General features: G+C 30.3%; 20 protein-coding genes. All 20 read left to right on the forward strand.

From position 1 onward, the window contains the following. Entirely contained in the window at positions 1 to 453 is a 453-nt protein-coding gene (gene argR, locus B8965_RS10285) for an arginine repressor (protein WP_084054273.1), read from the forward strand. An 18-nt stretch (positions 454 to 471) separates the two neighbouring features. Continuing rightward, positions 472 to 1551 (forward strand): AAA family ATPase, encoded by a 1080-nt coding sequence (locus B8965_RS10290; RefSeq protein ID WP_084054108.1) that lies wholly within the window; start codon positions 472 to 474, stop codon positions 1549 to 1551. 223 nt (positions 1552 to 1774) lie between these two features. Next, the gene (locus tag B8965_RS10295) at positions 1775 to 2137 is read left to right on the forward strand and encodes a DNA repair protein RecN (RefSeq protein WP_084054109.1); all 363 of its coding nucleotides are present in this window, start codon (positions 1775 to 1777) and stop codon (positions 2135 to 2137) included. Between the two features lie 139 nt (positions 2138 to 2276). After that, the gene (gene spoIVB, locus B8965_RS10300; protein ID WP_084054110.1) at positions 2277 to 3584 is read left to right on the forward strand and encodes a SpoIVB peptidase; all 1308 of its coding nucleotides are present in this window, start codon (positions 2277 to 2279) and stop codon (positions 3582 to 3584) included. A 182-nt stretch (positions 3585 to 3766) separates the two neighbouring features. Continuing rightward, entirely contained in the window at positions 3767 to 4555 is a 789-nt protein-coding gene (spo0A, locus tag B8965_RS10305; RefSeq protein WP_084054111.1) for a sporulation transcription factor Spo0A, read from the forward strand. Positions 4556 to 4795: 240 nt separating this feature from the next. After that, positions 4796 to 6472, forward strand: coding sequence for a GspE/PulE family protein (locus B8965_RS10310; RefSeq protein WP_084054112.1), 1677 nt, complete (start codon positions 4796 to 4798; stop codon positions 6470 to 6472). A gap of 38 nt (positions 6473 to 6510) precedes the next feature. Next, the gene (locus tag B8965_RS10315) at positions 6511 to 7539 is read left to right on the forward strand and encodes a type IV pilus twitching motility protein PilT (RefSeq protein ID WP_084054113.1); all 1029 of its coding nucleotides are present in this window, start codon (positions 6511 to 6513) and stop codon (positions 7537 to 7539) included. A gap of 32 nt (positions 7540 to 7571) precedes the next feature. Then, positions 7572 to 8783, forward strand: coding sequence for a type II secretion system F family protein (locus B8965_RS10320; RefSeq protein ID WP_084054114.1), 1212 nt, complete (start codon positions 7572 to 7574; stop codon positions 8781 to 8783). Positions 8784 to 8890: 107 nt separating this feature from the next. Continuing rightward, positions 8891 to 9334 carry a type IV pilin protein gene (locus B8965_RS10325; RefSeq protein ID WP_084054115.1) on the forward strand — a complete coding sequence of 148 codons (444 nt, stop codon included), beginning with the start codon at positions 8891 to 8893 and terminating at the stop codon, positions 9332 to 9334. A 48-nt stretch (positions 9335 to 9382) separates the two neighbouring features. Beyond that, positions 9383 to 10135, forward strand: a complete 753-nt coding sequence (locus B8965_RS10330; protein ID WP_084054116.1) for a prepilin peptidase — start codon at positions 9383 to 9385, stop codon at positions 10133 to 10135. 17 nt (positions 10136 to 10152) lie between these two features. Beyond that, positions 10153 to 11214: a type IV pilus assembly protein PilM gene (gene pilM / locus B8965_RS10335; protein ID WP_159446333.1), complete on the forward strand. Its 1062-nt coding sequence runs from the start codon at positions 10153 to 10155 to the stop codon at positions 11212 to 11214. 9 nt (positions 11215 to 11223) lie between these two features. Continuing rightward, positions 11224 to 11811 carry a PilN domain-containing protein gene (locus tag B8965_RS10340; protein ID WP_084054118.1) on the forward strand — a complete coding sequence of 196 codons (588 nt, stop codon included), beginning with the start codon at positions 11224 to 11226 and terminating at the stop codon, positions 11809 to 11811. Next, positions 11795 to 13015, forward strand: coding sequence for a hypothetical protein (locus B8965_RS10345; RefSeq protein ID WP_084054119.1), 1221 nt, complete (start codon positions 11795 to 11797; stop codon positions 13013 to 13015). Before B8965_RS10340 ends, B8965_RS10345 begins: the two co-directional genes overlap by 17 nt. Before the next feature lie 15 nt (positions 13016 to 13030). Next, on the forward strand, positions 13031 to 13690 hold the full coding sequence (locus B8965_RS10350) for a type IV pilus modification PilV family protein (RefSeq protein WP_084054120.1): 660 nt from the start codon (positions 13031 to 13033) through the stop codon (positions 13688 to 13690). A gap of 10 nt (positions 13691 to 13700) precedes the next feature. Further along, a complete protein-coding gene (locus tag B8965_RS10355; protein WP_084054121.1) occupies positions 13701 to 16016 on the forward strand; it encodes a pilus assembly PilX family protein in 2316 nt (771 codons plus the stop codon). Between the two features lie 20 nt (positions 16017 to 16036). Beyond that, on the forward strand, positions 16037 to 16555 hold the full coding sequence (locus B8965_RS10360) for a hypothetical protein (protein WP_084054122.1): 519 nt from the start codon (positions 16037 to 16039) through the stop codon (positions 16553 to 16555). A 15-nt stretch (positions 16556 to 16570) separates the two neighbouring features. Continuing rightward, the gene (locus B8965_RS10365; RefSeq protein WP_084054123.1) at positions 16571 to 19123 is read left to right on the forward strand and encodes a vWA domain-containing protein; all 2553 of its coding nucleotides are present in this window, start codon (positions 16571 to 16573) and stop codon (positions 19121 to 19123) included. A 138-nt stretch (positions 19124 to 19261) separates the two neighbouring features. After that, complete coding sequence (steA, locus tag B8965_RS10370; RefSeq protein WP_084054124.1) at positions 19262 to 20251, forward strand: putative cytokinetic ring protein SteA; 990 nt, start codon at positions 19262 to 19264, stop codon at positions 20249 to 20251. A gap of 19 nt (positions 20252 to 20270) precedes the next feature. Then, on the forward strand, positions 20271 to 20948 hold the full coding sequence (locus B8965_RS10375; protein ID WP_084054125.1) for a glycosyltransferase family 2 protein: 678 nt from the start codon (positions 20271 to 20273) through the stop codon (positions 20946 to 20948). Continuing rightward, on the forward strand, positions 20945 to 21751 hold the full coding sequence (locus B8965_RS10380; RefSeq protein ID WP_084054126.1) for a hypothetical protein: 807 nt from the start codon (positions 20945 to 20947) through the stop codon (positions 21749 to 21751). Before B8965_RS10375 ends, B8965_RS10380 begins: the two co-directional genes overlap by 4 nt. The last annotated feature ends 53 nt before the right edge of the window (positions 21752 to 21804 follow it).

The following is a 21804-nucleotide window of genomic DNA, read 5'->3' on the forward strand; positions in this document are numbered from 1 at the left end:
ATGAAATCTAGGCGCCAAAAAAAGGTATTAGATATAATCAAAGATAAAATTATTAGCACGCAGGAAGAACTAGCAGAATCACTAAGAGAAGAAGGATTAAATGTTACCCAAGCAACTGTATCAAGAGATATCAAGGAACTTGGTTTAATTAAAGTAGCAATCGGAAATGATATGTATAAATATGCTTTTCCAATTGAACAAATTTCTGTGTCGGAAAAAAGGTTAAAATTCATGTTTCAAGAATTTGTCTCTAGTATAGATTTTAGCGAAAACATGATAGTAATCAGAACCCCACCGGGTAATGCACAAACTGTTGCATCCCTAATTGATGGTACAAATATGGAAGAAATAATTGGAACTATAGCGGGAGATGATACTATTTTGCTAATTATTAAACCTAAGGAATCAGTTGCTGAAATTATTGATTACTTCAATAATTTATTAGTTAATTGATGATACAGGAGGTAAGTTATGCTTTTAGAATTAAGTATAAGAAATTTTGCCTTAATTGATCAATTAGACTTAAGATTTGATGAGCACCTTAATGTTTTAACAGGAGAAACTGGAGCAGGTAAATCAATTATTATTGATGCAGTTTCTCTTTTACTTGGGGCAAGAGCACAAAGCCATTTTATTCGAGTAAATCAAGAAAAAGCAATGGTTGAAGGGTCTTTTTATGTTCCAGTAGGACACCCAGTTGAAAATGTGTTAAATGAATTAGGTCATGAAGTAGATGAAGAAAGACTTGTGATCCTAGCTAGAGAAATTCACTTAAATGGAAAAAATGTTAGCCGCTTAAATAATAGGGTTATAAATTTGACTACTTTAAAAAAAGTCGGACCTGAATTAATAAATATATACGGACAGCATGATTTTCAAACTCTTTCAGAAGAAAAAATGCATTTGCATTTAATAGACTTACTCGGTGATAAGAGTTTTAAAAAAGATCTTGATAATCTGCAGGATTTATATAAAAATTGGCAAGAAGATGTAAAAAAAATCCTTAAATTAAAAGAAAAGATTAATGACAAAAATCAAAGAGTAGATTTTTTGAAATTTCAAGCCCAAGAAATTGGTGCCTTGAATTTAACGGAAAATGAAGACATAGAAATCGAAAATGAACTTAATTTATTAAAAAATCATGAAAAAATCGTTTCAGTAGCAGATAATAGTTTTAATCTCTTATATGGCCAAAACTCAGCATATGATCAAATAAGTAAAGCAATTGATGCTGTTTCAAGCTTAAAAGATATTGACCAAGAATTTGAAAATATTTTGAGCGATTTAAAAAATGCACAAATTAGTGTTGAAGAAAGTGCCAGAGTTTTAAAAGGCTATTCTGACAACTTTGATTATGACTTAAATCGCAAAAATTTCCTCGAAGAAAGATATTTTGAAATTAATAAATTAAAAAAGAAATATGGGAATACTATAAATGAAATTTTAGAATATTTAAATACAGCTAAACAAGAAATTGACGAAATTGAAAATAGTGAATTTTTTATAAAGGAACTAGAAGATAAAGAAAAAAATCATATTCTATCTACTTAGCTCTTGCTGAAAGGATTTCAGAAAACAGAAAAACAATAGCTGCAAATTTAGAAAAGAATTTAACCTATAAATTAAAAGATTTAGCAATGGAAAATACAAAATTTAAAGTATCATTTGAAAAAAAGAAGGAAATGCAAAAGGTATAGATAATCTAGAATTTTTAATTTCACCAAATCCTGGGCAACCCTTAAAGTCTGTCTCTAAAATTGCCTCAGGTGGCGAAATGTCACGAATAATGCTAGCTCTAAAAGTCATCTTAGCAAAAGTTGATTCTATTAATACTTTAATTTTTGATGAAATAGATGCTGGAATAGGCGGAAATATACTGGTCAAGGTTGCCGATACCTTATCTTCCTTAGCTACTGATTGTCAGGTAATATGTGTAACTCACTCACCACAAATTGCAAGTTGTGCCCATAAACATTGGTTAATCAGCAAAAAAATTATAGAAAATAAAACTATAACGGATATTAATGAACTTGCTGAAAATGAAAGAATAGACGAGTTAGCTCGCATGCTAGGTGGTAGTGATCAAGTCACTAAAAGTCATGCTTTAGAATTACGAAAAAAAGTAATTAGTAAATAATCTTGTTAAAACATATAGTTAAAAATTAATTATTCAGTAAATTGTAGAAATTATTAAATTATTAAATACATAAAAACGTGATAAAAGGTTACCCTAAACGTAAAGGAAAAGCACGGGGGGCAAAAGGATGTGAAATATAGTGCCCCCAAAAAACAAAAGACCTTTACTTTTATGTTTTGCCTATTTGTTGATAGCATCTATGTTTGCACTACCCATTAATGGTTATTTATCTATTCCAAAAGAACAAATAATAGCAGTTGGAGATAATCCCTCCGTAAGCACTTTATTTCCAAAAAAATTACAGGATAACTTTAGTTTGAAAATTAAAAATAATCAAAACAACCTTAATAATAAGGCAGTCTTGTCTTCAAATCAAAAAAACTCCATTGCAAATGTACCAGGTAAATTTGATATGAGTCTAATGTTATTTGGATTAATTCCCATAAAAAATATTAGCGTCAGTGTTGTGCCTGATATGAAATTATACCCAGGAGGTCAGGCAGTTGGAGTTTTATTAAGAACTAAAGGAGTTCTTACAGTTGGATTTTCTCCTGTAATTGATAAAAATAATAAATCTAGATCGCCAGCTGAAGATGCAGGAATCGATATTGGAGATAGCATTGTCGCTGTAAATGAAAAAACAATAACAACAGATGAAGAATTAGCAAAGCTAATAAATGATTTTGGAACAAACAATGAAAAAATAGTTTTAACCATAAAAAAAGAAAATATCTATGTAAAGAAAACAATTAAGCCGATAAAATGTTATCAAACGAACACTTATCGTATAGGCTTATTAGTAAAAGATAATGCTGGTGGAGTAGGTACTTTGACCTTTTATGATCCTAATACTAAAAAATATGGAGCATTAGGTCATATGATTTCAGATGTAGATACTAACAAACAAATAGTCATCAAACAAGGAAAGTTAATAAAAGCACACATTGAAGGCATTCGTGCTGGCAAAAGAGGTTACCCAGGGGAAAAAGTTGGAACTTTTATAAAAAATTCAGATTTAGGAAATATAGAAGTAAATAGTTACTGTGGAATTTTTGGTGAAATGGACAAAAATCTTGCTACAAATATAAGTGAGCCTTTACCAGTTGGCTTTTCACATCAAATTGAGACAGGACCAGCTGAAATTTATACAGTACTTTCAGGTGAAAAAGTAGAAAAATTTTCAATTAACGTTGATAAGGTTATGTTAGGAAAAAATGATGGCAAAGAAATGGTTATTAGAATAACTGATCCTAAATTACTTGGGATTACAGGTGGAATTATTCAAGGAATGAGTGGTTCACCGATAGTGCAAAATGGTAAAATAATAGGAGCCGTAACCCATGTTTTTATAAATGATCCTACTAGAGGATATGGAGTTTTTATTGAAGACATGTTAATGGAAGCAGGTATCTTAGATAAAAATGAGGAAACTAAACTTGGGGCTTAATTGCCTCAAGTTTTTCTTTTTCTCAAAAATATTAAAAACTAAAAAGAATTTTGACGAATAAACAAGGTGTGGCAAGAAAAAGTTCGAAACTTTATCTTTATAAGCTTCCAAAAGATTGAAGGAGATTTATTGGTCTTTGTCGAAAATAGTTCAGCAGGATAAAGTTAATAGGAGGCGTTTTAATTTTGGAATTAACTAAATTACTTATTGCAGATGACAACAAAGATTTTTGTGAAATATTAAGCGATTTTTTTTCGGAGGATCAAAACATAGAGATTGTTGGAATCGCAAATAATGGCGTTGAGGCAATAGATAAAATAAAGGAACTAAATCCAGATGTAGTAGTTTTAGATATAATTATGCCCCATTTAGATGGAATTGGCGTTTTAGAAAAATTAGCTTTAGAATCAAAAAGACCAAATATAATTATGTTAACAGCTTTTGGTCAAGAAGCTATGACCCAAAGAGCTGTTGAATTAGGTGCGAATTATTATTTACTTAAACCTTTTGATTTAGATGTATTAGGAAATAGAATTAAAGAGCTAGGAAAAGGTTATAAAAAAGTAAAACTACAAAGACCAGCAGAAAGTACTGGAGAAAAAGAGCAAAAGGGCATCAAAAACCTAGATATTGAGGTTACTAATATCATTCATCAAATGGGTGTACCTGCCCACATTAAAGGTTATCAATACTTAAGAGATGCAATTATGTATGTTGTTGATGATTTAAACCTTTTAGGTGCTATCACAAAAGAGTTATATCCGATGATTGCTAATAAGTATGAAACCACTCCAAGTAGAGTTGAAAGGGCTATTCGTCATGCCATCGAACTTGCCTGGGATAGAGGCAATGTAGAGCTTATGAACAGATTCTTTGGCTATACTATTAATTTAGACAGAGGTAAGCCTACTAACTCAGAGTTTATCGCAATGCTTGCTGATAAGCTAAGACTTGAATATTTGGTAAGTTAAAAAAAATTCACCTCGTTGATTATAATCAATTAGGTGAATTTTTCACCTATTATAAATACTTGAAATAATAGTTAAATTAGGATAAAATCAAATCAAAAAACAATTTATCTGTTGGGCAAATGATTCATGACTGTGTTTGGACGCCGATGTCATGTTGATGCAGTGGCGTAACCGACTAACAATGATCTATTTATTGTTGGTCTTTATTTGTGTTAAGGTACTATTTCCAAGGGAGGCACTATGGAAAAGAGGAAAAGGCTAGGAGATTTACTAGTATCTGCAGGATTAATCTTACCCGAACAACTTCAGGATGCCATTAAGCTACAAAAAAATACAGGCAAAAAACTTGGAGAAATTTTAGTTGATGAAAACATTATAGATGAAAAAGATATAATAAAAACCTTAGAAGTACAGCTAGGAATACCCTATATTAATTTAGAAAGGTATTACATAAATCCAGAAGTACCTAGATTAATAAATGAAAACTTAGCAAGAAGATATCTGCTCGTACCTGTTAAAAAAAGTAATAATAAATTAACGGTCGTTATGGCTGATCCCTTAAATATATTTGCCATAGACGATGTAAGTATCGCTACTGGTTTAGAGGTTATTATTGCTATTTCATCTAAACAAGAAATCTTAAATGCTATAGATTATTATTATGGAACGGAAAGTGCGGAAAAAGCAGTTGCAGATTTTAAAAATCAGTATGATATTGATAACTTAACTGATATAAATGATGAAGTTTTAAGCGAAATAAATAATGCCCCTGTTGTTAGATTAGTTAATTCTATTATTAAACAGGCCATTAAAACTAAAGCAAGTGATATACATATAGAGCCTTATGAGAAAAATGTCAGAGTTCGTTTTCGGATAGACGGACAATTACAAGAAATAATGGCGCCGGAAAAATCCACCCATTCTCCAATAATTACGAGAATTAAAATAATGGGAAAAATGAATATTGCAGAAAAAAGAGTACCTCAAGATGGCCGTCTAGAAACTAATGTAGACGGAAGGGACATAGATTTGCGTATTTCAACCTTGCCTACCTCATATGGTGAAAAGGTTGTAATGAGGCTATTAGATAGAAGTACTTTTTTAATGTCTAAAAGTAAGATAGGTTTCTCTGATCAAAACTTAGAAATTTTCAATCGTATCATACAAAAGCCTAGTGGAATTATTTTAGTAACTGGCCCCACAGGTAGCGGAAAAACTACAACTTTATATTCAATTTTAAGAGAATTAAATAGCGAACAAAAAAACATAGTTACCGTAGAAGATCCAATTGAATATAATTTAGAGGGTATAAATCAAGTACAAGTAAATCTTAAAGCAAATTTAACCTTTGCAAATGTCTTAAGATCAATATTAAGGCAAGACCCGGATATCATTATGATTGGGGAAATAAGAGACGAAAAAACAGCTCAGATTGCAATTAGAGCCGCTATTACAGGTCATCTTGTATTAAGTACTATGCATACCAATGATTCACCCTCAACCGTTGTACGTTTAGTAGATATGGGAATAAGACCCTATTTAGTTTCATCTTCTGTTTTTGGTGTTATCTCTCAAAGGTTAGTACGTAAAATATGTCCAGAATGTAAAAAATCTTATTTTCCAGATGAAATTGAGAGAAAATTACTAAGTATAGATGAAAAAACGCCTTTATATAAAGGAGAAGGTTGTAGTTACTGTAATTATACAGGATATAAAGGGCGCACAGCAGTTCATGAAATAATGGCTGTTAATAAAGAAATAAGACTCGAAATTGATCAAAATAAAAGTATAGACCTTTTAAAACAAACTGCTATAGAGCAGGGCATGATTCCTCTTAAAGAAAATTGTATTCAATTAGTTTTAGAAGGTATAACTACAGTCGAAGAATTAATCAACGTATCTTATAACTTGGATTAGGAGAAAAATTATGCTTATACTGGACTTATTAAGACAAAGTGTTGAAAAAAAATGCGTCTGATCTGCATATAACTGTGGGTATTCCACCAATTTTAAGGGTTAGTGGTAGTCTTCATAAAATAAATGATAGACCTTTATCTCCCCAAGATACAGATAATTTTGTGCAAGAATTACTTAATGAAAATCAACTTTTAACATTAAGAGAAAATGGAGAACTAGATTTATCCTTTTCAGCTGCAGGACTTGGAAGGTTTAGGATAAATATTTATAGGCAAAGAGGTAGTTATAGTTTAGCTATCAGAACCGTTGCCTTAAATATTCCTTCAATTGATGATTTAGGGTTTCCACCGATATTAAAAGAACTTGCTATGAAACAAAGAGGACTTATTTTAGTTACAGGACCAACGGGAAGTGGGAAATCAACAACGCTAGCTTCTATGATTGATTATATTAATACAAAAAGAAGCTGTCATATCCTTACCTTAGAAGATCCAATTGAATATCTTCATAAACATAATAAAAGTATAGTTAATCAAAGAGAAATTGGTAATGATTCAAAGAGTTTTTCTAATGCCTTGCGTTCTGCTTTAAGACAAGATCCTGATGTCATTTTAGTTGGTGAGATGCGTGATTTAGAAACAATTAGTATTGCTATTACTGCAGCTGAGACAGGTCACTTAGTACTTTCTACTTTACATACTGTAGGTGCAGCAAAAACAATTGATAGAATCATAGATATATTTCCTTCTAATCAGCAACAACAAATTAAAGTTCAGCTTTCAAGTGTTTTAGAAGGCATTATTTCTCAGCAACTATTAGAAAAGGTTGGAGTACAAGAAAGAGTAGCAGCCTTAGAAATCATGGTTGCAAACTCGGCCATTAGAAATCAAATACGTGAAGGAAAAACACATCAATTACAAACAAATATTCAAACTGGGAGAAAGTTTGGCATGAACACCATGGATAATGCAATTTTAGAACTTTATAATCAAGGATTAGTAGATCGTAAAACTGCCCTTACTTTCGCCGTAGATCGAGACAGTTTAAACAAATTAATGGGAATATAATGAATTTACATATTAATTAAGGGGTTGAATCGATGCCCACTTTTAAATATAAGGCTATAAATAAAAATGGTGAAAAAATACAAGATAATTATACCGCAAAGACAAAAGTCGAAGTTTTAACGATGCTTAGGCAAAACAATTATCAACCTATTAGTATTGAAGAAATTATCGAAGGACAACATACATTATCTTTAAACTTTATGAATAAAGTAAAGACAAAAGATATCTCTATTTTTTGTCGCCAATTTTATACTATGCTAAATGCAGGGATAACAGTTTTGAATTGTTTAGACACATTAAAAACGCAAACTGAAAACAAGAAATTACGTAGTGTAATTAACCAAATATATGAAGATGTTCAAAAGGGATTAACATTTTCAGAATCTATCCGTAAATATAATGATACATTTCCAGATTTATTAATTAACATGGTTGAAGCAGGAGAAGTTAGTGGAACCTTGGATATTATCATGGAACGTATGGCAGTACACTTTGAAAAAGAAAATAAAATTAATAATAAAGTAAAGGGTGCGATGATGTATCCCCTAATTCTAAGTATTGTCTCTATTTTAGTAGTAGTTTTTTTATTAATTTTTATTATGCCTACTTTTGTGGGTATGTTTGAAGGAAGTGGAGTAGAGCTCCCGCTTCCTACGAGAATATTACTTTCAATTAGTGAAACTATTCAAACTTATTGGTATATCCTTGTAGCTTTCTTGATTGCACTAGTTTTCTTAGTGAAAAGATATATTACTACGGATAAAGGACATTTTTTCGTTGACCACCTTAAGTTTAAAATTCCTGTTTTAAAAGACTTAACCCAAAAAGTAGTTACTTCTAGGTTTACGAGAACCTTATCGACTTTATTAACAAGTGGTATACCCTTAATTCAAGCTTTAGAAATAGTAGCCAAGATTGTGGGTAATGTTGTCGCAGAAAAAGGAATTTTAAATGCAAAAGAAGAGGTACGCAAAGGAGTAGATTTAGCTACTCCGATTAAACAAATAGGGATTTTCCCTCCGATGTTAGACAACATGATTCATATTGGTGAGGAATCAGGAGCTTTAGACGACGTCCTTGAAAAAACGGCTAATTTTTATGATGATGAAGTTGAAACATCCTTGCAAAAAATGACCACTTTATTAGAACCTTTAATGATTATCCTGATGGCTTTAGTCATTGGTGCAATTGTTATAGCCATGGTTTTACCAATGTTCAAAATGATGGAAACTGTAAACACCTAATATCCAGCACCAGAAACTAAAAAACTATGACAAAGGGGGAGTAAATTACCACTAAAAGCGAAGCTAGGTTAGTAAATAAATATAATTATTTTAAAGGGGGAAACAACATGATGAATAAGCAACTTACAAAAAAAATTAAGAACAAAAAAGGTTTTACCTTAGTAGAATTAATTGTCGTAATTGCGGTCCTAGGTATTATCGCAGCTATAGCCGTACCGAACTACTTGGGGATTCAGAAAGAAGCAAGAATTAAATCGGACTCTTCGACCGCAGCTTCAATTGTCAAGGCAGCAAGATTACAGCATTCGGTAGATGAAAAAGTAGTAACTGGTTTAAAAGATGCTACCACTCCTGGTACTAATCCATTAAAAGTAGAATATTTTGACGGAACTAAAACACCGCAATCAGGTGGAACATTTGAATTATCATATAACTCCGATGGAAAGTACGAAGTTAAATGGACTTCAGATGCAACCAAAGGTGATGGTAAAACCTATACCTATATCGAAGGAGCAGATAAAGCAACTACCCCTCCTCCTTCAAATGGTTGATAATTACTACCCTAAACCTAATACCTAACCACCCTGAAAGGAGAAGCTATGATTTACTTTGTGTTTTTTATTGGACTATTAATTGGCTCATTTTTAAATGTATGTATTTATCGTCTTCCACATCATGAATCCATAGCTTTTCCGCCTTCTCATTGCACGCGGTGTGAGACTAATTTACGGCCAGGGGATTTAGTGCCCGTACTTAGTTATTTATTGGCTAGGGGTAAATGTCGGTATTGTGGAGAAAAGATTTCTCTACAATATCCTGTGATTGAACTACTTAATGCCATACTTTATATTTTATTTTTCCTAAAGTATGGCTTTACAATTATTTTCTTAAAATATGCAATTTTAGCAAGTTTGCTGTTAGTTATTGCAGTTATTGATTACCACTTGCAAATTATACCTGATGAATGTAACCTTTTTGGTCTCATTGTATCAGGTGCTTTTATTATATTTTATAATTTTTCGTATACTTCCCTAATTGATGCAATATTTGGTCTTTTATTAGGTGGAGGGATATTTTTAGTAATAGCTCTTGTTTCCAAAGGTGGTATGGGGGGCGGAGATATTAAGTTAATGGGAGTTTTAGGACTAGCCTTAGGGGTTAAAGATATTCTTTTAATTACATTTTTATCTTTTATTATTGGGGCAGTTTTTTCCCTTTTCTTGCTAGGTTTTAAACTTAAAAAGCGTAAAGATCCAATTGCATTTGGTCCTTTTATTAGTGTTGCAGCTCTTATTACAATGCTGTATGGCACAAATATTATAAAATGGTATCTACACTTGATTTTAGGGTAAATAGTGAGGTGAAAAGTTTGTTTGCTAAAAAAACAATTTCCATAGAAATAGGAACAGCTACCACAAAAGTCGTAATTGGAAAATCTAGAAAAAATAATATAAACATAGAACAAGTTTGGAAAATTCCTACTCCAGTAGATACTTTTGATGATGGCGAAATAGTTAATCTTAATGTAATGATTGAAACCTTAGATAAATTTTTGGATGAAAATAAAATTAAGTTAAAAGAAGTAGTTTTTACCCTGCAAAGCACAAAAGCGATAACCAGGGAAATTATTATTCCCTATGTTAAGAAAGAAGAAGACTTAACCCAGATGGTTCAGCTAGAAATAGAACAGTATTTACCCATTAGATTAGAAGATTACATAATTGAGTATAGAATATTAGAAGAACTAATTACTGAAGAATCCAAAAACTTAGTGATTTTAATTGTAGCCTTACCTAAAAATATAGTAGAAGGGTATTTGAATTTAACAGAGGTTTTAAAATTAAAGCCTATTTCATTAGATATTAATGCTACTGCAGTCACTAAATTTTCACCCGAAGAACTTGTCAAAAACAATGAAAATACTGACCTAGATAAAACCGTAGCTCTTTTAGATTGTGGATATGAATATCTTAATCTTACCATCATTGAAAACGGAATTATGCGATTTACCAGATTGTTAAATTATGGCGGAAAAGATATTGATATGAGTTTAGCTAATGTTTTTAACCTTTCTTTACAAGAAGCAGAAGAAAGAAAGCTTGAATATGCAGATTTAACAGACACTGTTTTTGTAAATGATTCTCAAAATATGGTCAACGAGAATATAAAGACAAGTATTGATACCTGGATTCAAGAAATTCAAAAAGTATTTCGCTTTTATTCAAGTCGTAAAGTAGGTAACAAAATAGATGAAATTTATTTATATGGAGGTAGTTCAAATATTCCAGGTATGCCTGAGTACCTAGATAAAATGATGAATATACCTACATTTAAAATTAATAAAGTACATAATGTTAATTTAGATAATTTACCTGGAGAAATAGTTGTAGGGGATTACTTAAATGCCATAGCATCCCTGAAAGGAAGGTAAGCATAAAATATGCGTGATATTAACTTTTTTTCGTATTATATAGATAGAAAAGGATCTTCAAAGAAAAAACTATATATTTTAATAAGTACGCTAGCAATATTTATTTTATTTACAGGTATAACAACAACTCAAATTTTAAAAGCAAATCACCTAGAAAAAAAAATTAATCTTGTTCAAGCTGAATTAAGTAATCCAGAAATGCTAAAAAAGGCCAAAGAAATTGAAAAGAAAAAAGAAAAAGTAGACCTATTACGAAAGCACTATAATATAGTGAAAAAAATTAATCAACAAATAGTTGAAGTGGACAAATTTCATAGTCATCAGTTAGAAGTAATAGCAGATTCTTTGCCCCAACAATCATTTATAAAGGATATTTCTGTAGATAACGAGACAATTAAAATTCAAGGCATAGCTACTAATAATATTGCAGTAGCTGAGTTAGAACATAATTTGAAGAAAACACTCTTATTTGATGATGTTCATGTTGACATTATTAATGATGAAAGTGCAAGTGAAGAAATGACGAGTGCAGGAAATAAGCAGTTTAACCTTATATGTACTTTTTTTAAGGATGTGAATAATGGTGAAACTAACTAATCGTGAAAAAAATCTCTTAATTTTTTTAGCCGTAATTATAATATGTACTGCTTATTACCAATTTATCTTTGTACCTTTATATACTAAAGTAACCGACAAAAGTGAAGAATTAGAATTATTAGAAGAAAAATTAAATATATATCAAGAATTAATCGCTTCTAAAAAACTTGTAGATAAAGAATATAAAGTTGCTAATTTAAAAGATCAAAAGGCTAGTGAGAAATTCCTACCTTTTATCAGACAAGAAAGGTTAATCTTAGATATAGATCAAATGATTAAAGAAACTAATATACAAGTATCAAGCATAGATTTTTCTAAGATAGAAACAAAAAATATCAGAGAAAAAACAGATTCAAAGCCTGAAGAAAAAAAATCCAACTTACTTAAAGATATGAATGACTCCTATTTTCAGAGAAAAGATATTAAAAACAAAGAGGAACCTAAAAACGAGGAAAATAAAGAAGTCGTTCCTGTAGAACAAATTAAACTTTCCCTCAGTTTCACGGGAACATATAATCAAATCCTGGATTTTATTAAGAAACTTGAGGGTTTTGATAAAAAGATTCTCCTAGAAAGCCTAAAAATAGGTCAATCGGATGTTTTTACAGAAAATCTTTCTGCTAATATTGCGATAAATTTTTACGCAATACCTAAATTACAAATTGAAGAAGAATATTACAAATGGGAAATAAATAATACATATGGAAAAGATAATCCTTTTAAAGCAATAGCAGGATATTCTAAACCACAAGCAGAGGTAACAAATGGTACAATTAAAGCCCTTGCCAGCGATTTTATTATAAATGTTAATCCAATAACCTCTGATTTGCCTTCAGTAGTCATGAGTAAATCAAAAGATGCAAGCATGCAAACTTATGTTTTTGCTGATAATCCTGATTATGAAAATGTAACTTTTCAAGTTTTTCAAAAAGACAATAAGTATTTTTATAAATATAAAACACGCTTAGACAGTTATCCCAAAGACTTTGATTCTAGTCAAGTAGAATTTAAGCCAGTAAATGGCGAAGTAGTTCTACGTATCTATACGCAAAACAGGGTAAATGAAAAAGATAATAACGGTATTAATTTATCCCTTAGCAATAAGTCTGATTTAAATTTAAGAGTAATAGTTAATGGGGATGATACACAAAAGCCAAGAATCAAGATCCAGCACAAAGAAGGAAATGTTAGCTTAGAAAAATAGGCTGGAGGAATTGATATGTTTAAAGACATCAAAAATTCACAAGGTATAACCTTAATCGAAATTATTTTAAGCTTAGCAATTTTAGGAATAATTATTTATCCTATTTCAACTTTATTCATAACTAGCATTAATAGTAATATCGCTGCCAGAGATTATTTGACTGCTACTCAATTAGCTCAAAAATATATGGAAAAGGTAGTAGCTGATCCTACTTATTATATGAATATGACAGAAAAAAAGACGACAGAAATAGAAGGAGATCTACAGGTTATAGTCTATGAGCCGACGGAAGTTAGTAAGGGATATGATTTCCATGATTCTGGTATTAGTGCAACTAAAACAATTAATGCATCTAATATAAGCGATGGATACAAGATTGTGTTTGATAATTCTAATATAGAAAGTACTAAAATAATTTGTGATGCTAATACAATAAAAACAATAAGTATAGCTAATGATTCGGATCAATTAGCAAAAATTTACATGATTTACCCTAAAGGCAATACAAATAGAGTTTTTATTAATATACTAAAAGGTAAAGTAGCTATATTTGAAAATCTAGAAGAGTTAGATTCAATAAATGAGAATAAAAATACTGTCTATAAACTTAAAGTTCAAGTGAAAAAAGATGATACGATGTTAACAGAACTTGTAAGACTAAAAACTATAGATTAGGGGGCCCTGGATGCTTAAAAAAATATTTAAATCAAATACAGGCTCTACCCTTGTCCTTGTTTTATTTTTCTTATCTATTTTAAGTATGTTAGGTATTACCATTTTATCAGTGAGTACAGTAAATTTAAAAATGAAAGTCGTTGATAAAAATGCTAAAAACTCCTTATATCTAGCAGAGTCAGGACTGCAAGAAGCATATGCTGAAATAGGAAAAGTTATCGAAAAAGGAATTGACGTTGGAAATGAAAAAGTAGATGAAAAATTAAACGAATTCATCGAAGAAGAAAAGAAAAAAGAGGAAGAAAGTAGAGAAAAAGCTGCTTTAGATCCAGAAAATAAAATCGAGATATATGAAAGTCCTTACCTTACCGACGAAGGTTTTATTGACCAAGAAAGATTAGAAAAAGATAAAAAAAATACAATGATAAATTGGTTTAGGGAGGGGTACACAACATCTGTAAACGAAAAATTAGAAGGAACTATTTTAAATGGAAAAAATTACAATATAGTTGATAAGGATATTGATTCTTCTAATGCACAAGTAAGTATTATTGAGCCTATTAGTCTCTATCAAATAATTAACCAAGAATCAGAGGATTCAGAAAAGGAACCTGATGCAGAAGAATCAAAAGATAAAATAGAAAATGAGATAGTTGATGAAAAAATCAAGGAATATCGTAACTATCAAATCACCTTATTATCCGAATTTACACATAAAGAAATAGAAAAGGATGTTAGAGCAACTTTTATCCTTAAAGTTCCTGATTACCGCGCGGCTTATTTTTCGGATTATACAGTAGTACAATTAGATGAAAATATTTTATGGAAAAAATCTCTTACCACCGAAAAAAATATTTTTGTAGAAGATGATAATGTAACAATTAAGGGTGATATTTATGCTTATGGCACAGCAGAAAATGGAAGTACAAAAGGTGGCATTATAGTTGGTAATGAGGGTAAGGGAGTAAATTTAAGTGTTTATAATGGTCAAGTAGCCACCAATGAATATCTCCTTACTAATGATAGTAATTCTTCGATTACCCTAAATAATGGAGATCTCTACTGTAAGATTTTAGAGATTCCCGAGAAAACAAAAAATTGTGCAGTTACAATAGACAAAGGAACGGTTAATACACTTGACGATATTGAATTAAATGGGGAAAATGCTAAGATCGTAATAAATGGTAGTTATTTTGGTTTTACTGAAGGAAGTAACAGTAGCCACCATGAAGAAAGTAGTAGTATTGTAATTAACAGCCCTGACCTTGGCAGTGGCACTTCTTTAAAAATTACTGGCGAAGAGATACCTGGTTATGATACTGAGACCAGTCAATTAGTTGGAAATGATTATTATTCTGAAAAATATAATGATAAAAATAATAAAATTTTTGGTTATGGAATTATCATTGGAGGCACAGGATATATTAGTGAATTAAAGGATGAGCTGGATCAAAAATATGATTATCAAACAGGTGAAAGTGTATGTATTAAAGGAAATTATGTTGCTTATACGCAGTATTTAAAAGACCTGACTCGAAAAGGAAAATTCCATCCTGATAATATTATAATTAATTATTTTCCGCCCTTGTTTTTAGCGAATAAATATTTCTTATCTGGTGGCACTGAAGAATTATATACTGTTGTTGATAAGAGTGAATATTTTCAGCATTATAAAAACGATTATTATGGCTTAAATCTTAATTTAGGCAGTGAAAATGGTTTACAACTTGAAAACGTTAGACACTCTACTGGAGTATATATTAGTAAAAATAATATTTTTTCAAGTAAATATAACAATGATATAGCATCAATATTTACAGAAAAGAACGAAGACTATCAATATTATGTAAACAAAATGAGTGATCCTCAGGTCGTAACTTTATCTAACGAGGGAAGAGTTTTTAACGGATTAGGTACGAGGACAATGATAACAGATCAATTTGCCTTTACAAATAATATTATAATTAATGAAGCTAATGAATTGATTAGGATAAATAATAGCCCTGATATATCTATTACAATTAATGAAGATATTAAAAAAGGGATAATTATTACTAAAGGTGATGTTTATATTAAGGGAAAAGTCAATTTTCGTGGAACTATTGTAGCTGAAGGAAATATATATTTTCAAGATAAAGGAGCAAAAAAAATTACTCATGATGAAAATTATCTTCGTCAAACAATAAGCAAAAATGAAACCTTACGAGACCAGTTTAAAAATAATGGCAAAACTCAAAGTTTTGTAACTGACTCAAAACTAGGCGTAGATGAAACAGGTTCTTATCTAAAGTTTAGTAAGTTAATTGATATAGCATGGAAAAGATAGCTTTAAGGAGTGCTTAATATATGATAAATACTCATAAAATTAAAGGTTTTACCCTTTTAGAACTGATACTTACTTTAGCACTTACTGGAACGGTGACACTTGCTATCTTTTCGTTTTTTCTTTCTAGTTACCAAACATTTAGTATGTCAAATGATCAAATCGAAGTTCAGAACCAAGCCCAAATTGCAATAAGTAAATTTATTGAACCCATTATGTGGGCAACAGAAATAGCCGATATAAATTCAGAAAATAGCAATTTAGAATTTATAGAATTAGAAAAACTAACCTTAAAAACGGGTGATGAATATAACCAATTTGTTTTTGATAAAGCTCAAAAAAAGTTAATGTATGCAGTGAATCAAAATCAAAACCACCTTTCTCCCACGGTTTATGCGACTAATATTATTTCAGTACAGTACAAAGAACTAAAAGATAAACATAATAATATTATAGGACTAGGTATTAAGGTAGTTAGTGAAGTAAAGGAATCAAAAGTAGAGATTGAAAATGAAATTTATTTTAGAAATAAAATTAAATAAAAGGGGAGGAAAAAAATGAATAAGAGTAAGAGAGTTTTTTTAAAGACAATAGCTTTTACTTTAACATGTTTTATGCTCTTAAGTAGCTTTACCCCGATTTTAACAAGTGCAGCTGAAGCTACTCTAGGTAAAGCACCAATTAGTTTATTACGACAAGTAGATAATAAAAATAATGCTGTAAAAAAAGGTGAAGAATTTACTATCGATTATAAGATCCAGCCCCAACCTATTCAAGCTTCTCAAATTATCCCTGAATCGTATTTGCAAGATAAAGAAATTGTGCTGGTTATGGATACATCAGGGAGTATGGGTAAAGATGAAAATGATAAAAGCAAGAACAAGATTATATTCAATAATAAATCCGAGTATAAAATTGACGTAATGAAATTAGTTGCTCAAAACTTTGTTAGTAAATTTAAAGATGATAATCGGGTAAAAATTGCCCTAGTTCCATATTCAAGTAAAGCTAAAGATGTAACCTTTGACAATCAAAATTTTGCGGAAATGTCAAATATTAACACTTTGATGGGTGAGATTAATAAATTAGAGTCTGTTGGAGGTACTAATATAGGAGATGGATTACGCAAAGCTTACTATAAGTTTGAAAGTTCAGAGAAGAATACACGTAAATATATTATTTTAATGACAGATGGAGAACCTACCTTTTATTCATATACATCATGGTATTTGGACTGGTTCAAACGTGTATATAAATACTATTTAGGTAAAAATTCTTCGTATTATATTAATTCTCATAACGATTCTTCTAACGGTAAAGAATATGCCCGTAAAGTTGCACAGGATTTAATAAAAGAAGGACAGCACTCTATTAATTCCTTTATGATTGCATTTAGTAATGATGCAGATGGTACAGAACTTAAAAACATTGCTACTAGTGCTGGTGGAACTTTTATAAAAGCAGTAGATGGTAATGCCTTAGATGAAGTATATCAACAACTAGCTGATGAAATTAATAGTGATTTACCTATACATGGTGTAAAGTTTGCTGAAACAATACCTGATAGTTTTAGTATTATTAATGTATCAGAAGGTTTAGAAATAAATGGTCAAGAAGTAACTGGAAATATAGGCAGTATATCTTATAAACTAAATGATGATAAAAGCTTTTTTGAAGCTGAACCAATTGAGTTTTCGATTACTTTAAAGGCTAAGACCATAGGCGAATTTCCTTTAAAAGTTAATTCTTTCACTTATAAAGATTTAGATGGTACAAATGAAATAAAAGCTTTTTCAACCTTAATCATTAATGTATATGAAACTGATCCCCCAGAAATTATAGCAGTAATAGAGGATCACCCAACTGAATCGTCTAAGTATAAGTTAACTGTTTCTGTAGATGAAGCAGCAACTATCAAAGTATTAAATGATACAAAAGAAATTAAGACTTTTACAACTAAAGGAAAAGAGGAATTTTCTCTAGATTTCCTTAAAAATTCAATTACCAAAGACAAAGATTATCTAACCATAAAAGCAACGGATAATTCCTCAAATGTAACGACGGAAACAGTTCCACTTATTTATTTATCTTTAGAGAGTAGGGATTATTTTAATCCTAATAAACAAATAAATGAAAGACCTGTAAAAATAAATTTACGAACAGAAAACAATTCGACAATTACTTCAATAAGAGCAAATAATAAGGAAATTATCAAAAACCAATATACTGATCAAGGTAAATATAAAACACCCAATGAAACTATGTTTAAAGATGGGATTAATACTGTGCAAGTAATAGTTACTAATGAGCATGGAAATATGGCAAGTTTAAGCTTTAATCCTAGTCTTGATGCAATTGCCCCTAATTTAACAGCAAAATACACTGACGATTATAGTAAGTTACAAGTAAGTGTTAACCCAGAAGAAAAGATTATCTTTACTAGTGTGGAAGTAGATTTAAACAATGATGGTGTAATAACGGATGGTAGTAAAAACCAAGGAGACCAAGTTGCATTGAATGAGATATTTACTCAACCTGTTATAGAAGAAAATGATACAACTTTTACCATTGACTTAAAACCTGAATGGCACGGTAAAGAAATCATAGTTAAGGCAAAAGATAGTGCAGGTAATATTGGTGCTACTAATGCAAAAAATATTAGTACTATCCTAGATCACTGCCTAGTACTTCTTAAAAATAATAAAATTCAAAAATTAGATAAAGATAAGCTAGATATTGTTAATAATTTTGAAACAAAAGTGGGTGTTTTATTCAGCTCGAATTTACTTGTACCACAAAAAATGACCTTAATCTTAGATAAAGAGAATAAAGCTAAACTTGATTTAAAAGAAGTGACTATTTATAATGTAAGCGGAAATATGATATCTGCTCCTGAAAAAATTCATTTCACTAAAAATGGTAATAAATACGATATTAATATACCAAATCGTGAATTTGCACCAGAATATCTTCTTATTTATAACATTACTCCAAACCTTTCAAGTAATGAAGTTGCCGAAAAAGGTGTTTCTATTATTAATACTGTAGAGCTAAATGGACAAAGCAGTACTATAAATTTAAACATTAAAAAGCAACCACAAATTAAATAAATTATAACAAAATTTTAATTCTATCTTATCTACTTTTTAAGTATTTAAGATAGGATTTTTTTTAATTCATTATTTTAAGTATGATAGCTAGTGATTTATACCATACTATTTGTGAGTATAAATTTTGAGGTGTGACTTATGCTAATAAAAGGTTCAGTAGTTATCGATAAAAAAACCAAAAATTTAGTGAAGAGAATACTTCCAGGTCAAATTGCGATAATTAGTCATCGGGATTTAGATGAAATTGCTGCTGAGTCCTTAGTGGAAGCACGAGTAAAAGCTGTTTTAAACACAGATAATTCTTTATCAGAACTTTATACAAATGGGGGACCAAAAATTCTCTTAGCAGCTGGAATCCCACACATAGATTGTCTTGGTAATAATCTTATATCTCACTTAGCTGAGGGAGATGAAATTACGATTAAAGGTAATTTGATTTTTATAAATCATGATGTATTTGCTAAGGGAAGATTAATTACTGATAAAAATTTAACTCAAAATATGAAGATTGCACAAGAAAACTCTAATGAACAATTATGTAAATTTTTAAATAATACTTTATATTATGCTGTGAAAGAAAAAGATATATTTTTAAGCGAATTAGAATATCCCACGATAAGGACAAATATTAAAGGTAAACAGGTAGTTGTGGTAATCAGAGGAAAAGGGTATAAAAATGATTTATTATCCATGAAAGAATATATCAAGGAAAATCGACCCCTTTTAATTGGTGTTGATGGTGGCGCCGATGCTATTTTAGAAATTGGTCTTAAACCAGATTTAATTGTAGGTGATATGGATAGCGTTAGCGATGAGGCACTATGCCTTAATTGTGAGCGCATAGTACATGCTTATACTAATGGCAGTGCTCCAGGAATACAAAGATTAAAAGCACTAGGCCTAGACTATATTACCTTTGCTGCCCCAGGAACAAGTGAGGATATAGCGATGCTTTTAGCTTACGAAAAAGGAGCTGAAAAGATTATTGCTATTGGAACACATACAAATATGATAGATTTTATGGAAAAAGGGCGTAATGGGATGGGGAGTACATTTTTAGTAAGATTAAAGATAGGAAATAAATTAATTGATGCTAAAGGCTTTAGTACAATCTTAAATCCGGTTTAAAAAAAAGGAAGGGTTATTTGTGGAATCTAAAAATATTTCAGCATTAGTTCCAGCATTTAATGAAGAAAAAAACATCAAGGACACTATCTTAGCTTTGAAAAAAATAGAGGCTATTACAGAAATTATCGTAATTGATGATGGATCTAAAGATAGGACAAAGGAAATCGCGCAAGGTTTAGATATTAAAGTTATTTCTCAACCTACTAATTTAGGAAAAGGGGATGCTATTAATACAGGATCAAGATATGTTAATGGAAAGTATGTTGCCCTTGTAGATGCCGATTTAGGAAAAAGCGCAGAGGATATTAATTTATTAATTACCCCAATAATTAATAATAAGGCCGATATCAGTGTCGCAATATTTCCACCTGCAAAAAGAAAAGGGGGTTTTGGCTTAGTTAAAAAGCTTGCGACCTTTGGATTAAAGGTTAGAACTAAGCAAGTGTTTAAAGCCCCTTTATCAGGTCAGAGAGTTATGTCTAAGGATACACTATTAGACTTAGTTCCTTTTTCACCTAGATTTGGTTTAGAGGTTGAAATGACTATAAAATCAGCAAAAAAGGGATATAAGATTATAGAGGTAGAAACTAATTTATCACATGCTGAAACAGGTCGGGATTTATCAGGGATAATACATAGGGGAAAGCAATTTAAAGATGTATTTATATCTATTTTAATAAAGGGTTGGAAAAAATGAAAATATTTCTAATTTATTTGTTAGCTTTTATACTTACTAAAATAAGTTCCGTATTTATTGCAAATATGTTAATTAGATGCGGTGCAGTTCGTGCTAACTTTGAAGGTAAAGATATTCCAGTAGGAATGGGTTTAACCTTGTTTTTAGGAATAATTCCATCTTATTTATTAATTAATCAGTTTAGCCTAAATAATATGGATATAAATTATTTAACTTTATTTATTTTAACAGTCACAGTTTTAGTAGGATTTATTGATGATATTATTGGTGAAACAAAGGTTAAAGGATTAAAAGGTCATTTAAAACTTTTTTTTACGGAAGGTACCTTAACTACGGGCGCTTTAAAGGCTTTTGTAATTTCTCTTGTTAGTTTATTTTATAGCTTAAAAGTATCCGAAAGCTTTGTATTATTTATTCTAAACCTTTTCATTTTAATCTTAACTACGAATAGTTTTAATTTGTTAGATTTAAGACCAGGACGAGCTATCAAGGTATATTTACTTATTGCTGCTATAATTTTAATTAATTACCCCTTAAACCAGCCACTTCTATTGGTATTTCTTTTTGCTTTAATAGCTTATTTTCCTTTAGATTTAAAGCAAAGAGCTATGCTTGGTGATACTGGTTCAAATTTACTGGGGATTTCGTGTGGAATTAGCCTTATTTTAAACTTTAATTTATCAATAAAGATGGTAATCTTAGCCTTTTTAATAATATTACACGTTTACACAGAAAAAAAATCTTTAAGCGTTTTAATCGAAAAAAATTCTGTATTACGCTTTCTAGACAATCTTGGAAGATAATTAGTATAAACATATTTATATTTAATTGAAACTATTATATAATAGTATTAAAA

This window comes from Desulfonispora thiosulfatigenes DSM 11270, assembly GCF_900176035.1.
GTDB lineage: Bacteria > Bacillota > Peptococcia > Peptococcales > Desulfonisporaceae > Desulfonispora > Desulfonispora thiosulfatigenes.

What these genes read in the sequence shown, in the direction of transcription:
- B8965_RS10340 (WP_084054118.1), top strand. Translation starts at nt 11,224, where the DNA reads ATGCGTGATATTAACTTTTTTTCGTATTATATAGATAGAAAAGGATCT.
- B8965_RS10380 (WP_084054126.1), top strand. Translation starts at nt 20,945, where the DNA reads ATGAAAATATTTCTAATTTATTTGTTAGCTTTTATACTTACTAAAATA.
- B8965_RS10345 (WP_084054119.1), top strand. Translation starts at nt 11,795, where the DNA reads ATGGTGAAACTAACTAATCGTGAAAAAAATCTCTTAATTTTTTTAGCC.
- B8965_RS10295 (WP_084054109.1), top strand. Translation starts at nt 1,775, where the DNA reads ATGTCACGAATAATGCTAGCTCTAAAAGTCATCTTAGCAAAAGTTGAT.
- B8965_RS10360 (WP_084054122.1), top strand. Translation starts at nt 16,037, where the DNA reads ATGATAAATACTCATAAAATTAAAGGTTTTACCCTTTTAGAACTGATA.
- argR (WP_084054273.1), top strand. Translation starts at nt 1, where the DNA reads ATGAAATCTAGGCGCCAAAAAAAGGTATTAGATATAATCAAAGATAAA.
- B8965_RS10290 (WP_084054108.1), top strand. Translation starts at nt 472, where the DNA reads ATGCTTTTAGAATTAAGTATAAGAAATTTTGCCTTAATTGATCAATTA.
- B8965_RS10310 (WP_084054112.1), top strand. Translation starts at nt 4,796, where the DNA reads ATGGAAAAGAGGAAAAGGCTAGGAGATTTACTAGTATCTGCAGGATTA.
- B8965_RS10320 (WP_084054114.1), top strand. Translation starts at nt 7,572, where the DNA reads ATGCCCACTTTTAAATATAAGGCTATAAATAAAAATGGTGAAAAAATA.
- B8965_RS10350 (WP_084054120.1), top strand. Translation starts at nt 13,031, where the DNA reads ATGTTTAAAGACATCAAAAATTCACAAGGTATAACCTTAATCGAAATT.
- B8965_RS10325 (WP_084054115.1), top strand. Translation starts at nt 8,891, where the DNA reads ATGATGAATAAGCAACTTACAAAAAAAATTAAGAACAAAAAAGGTTTT.
- B8965_RS10365 (WP_084054123.1), top strand. Translation starts at nt 16,571, where the DNA reads ATGAATAAGAGTAAGAGAGTTTTTTTAAAGACAATAGCTTTTACTTTA.
- steA (WP_084054124.1), top strand. Translation starts at nt 19,262, where the DNA reads ATGCTAATAAAAGGTTCAGTAGTTATCGATAAAAAAACCAAAAATTTA.
- B8965_RS10355 (WP_084054121.1), top strand. Translation starts at nt 13,701, where the DNA reads ATGCTTAAAAAAATATTTAAATCAAATACAGGCTCTACCCTTGTCCTT.
- B8965_RS10330 (WP_084054116.1), top strand. Translation starts at nt 9,383, where the DNA reads ATGATTTACTTTGTGTTTTTTATTGGACTATTAATTGGCTCATTTTTA.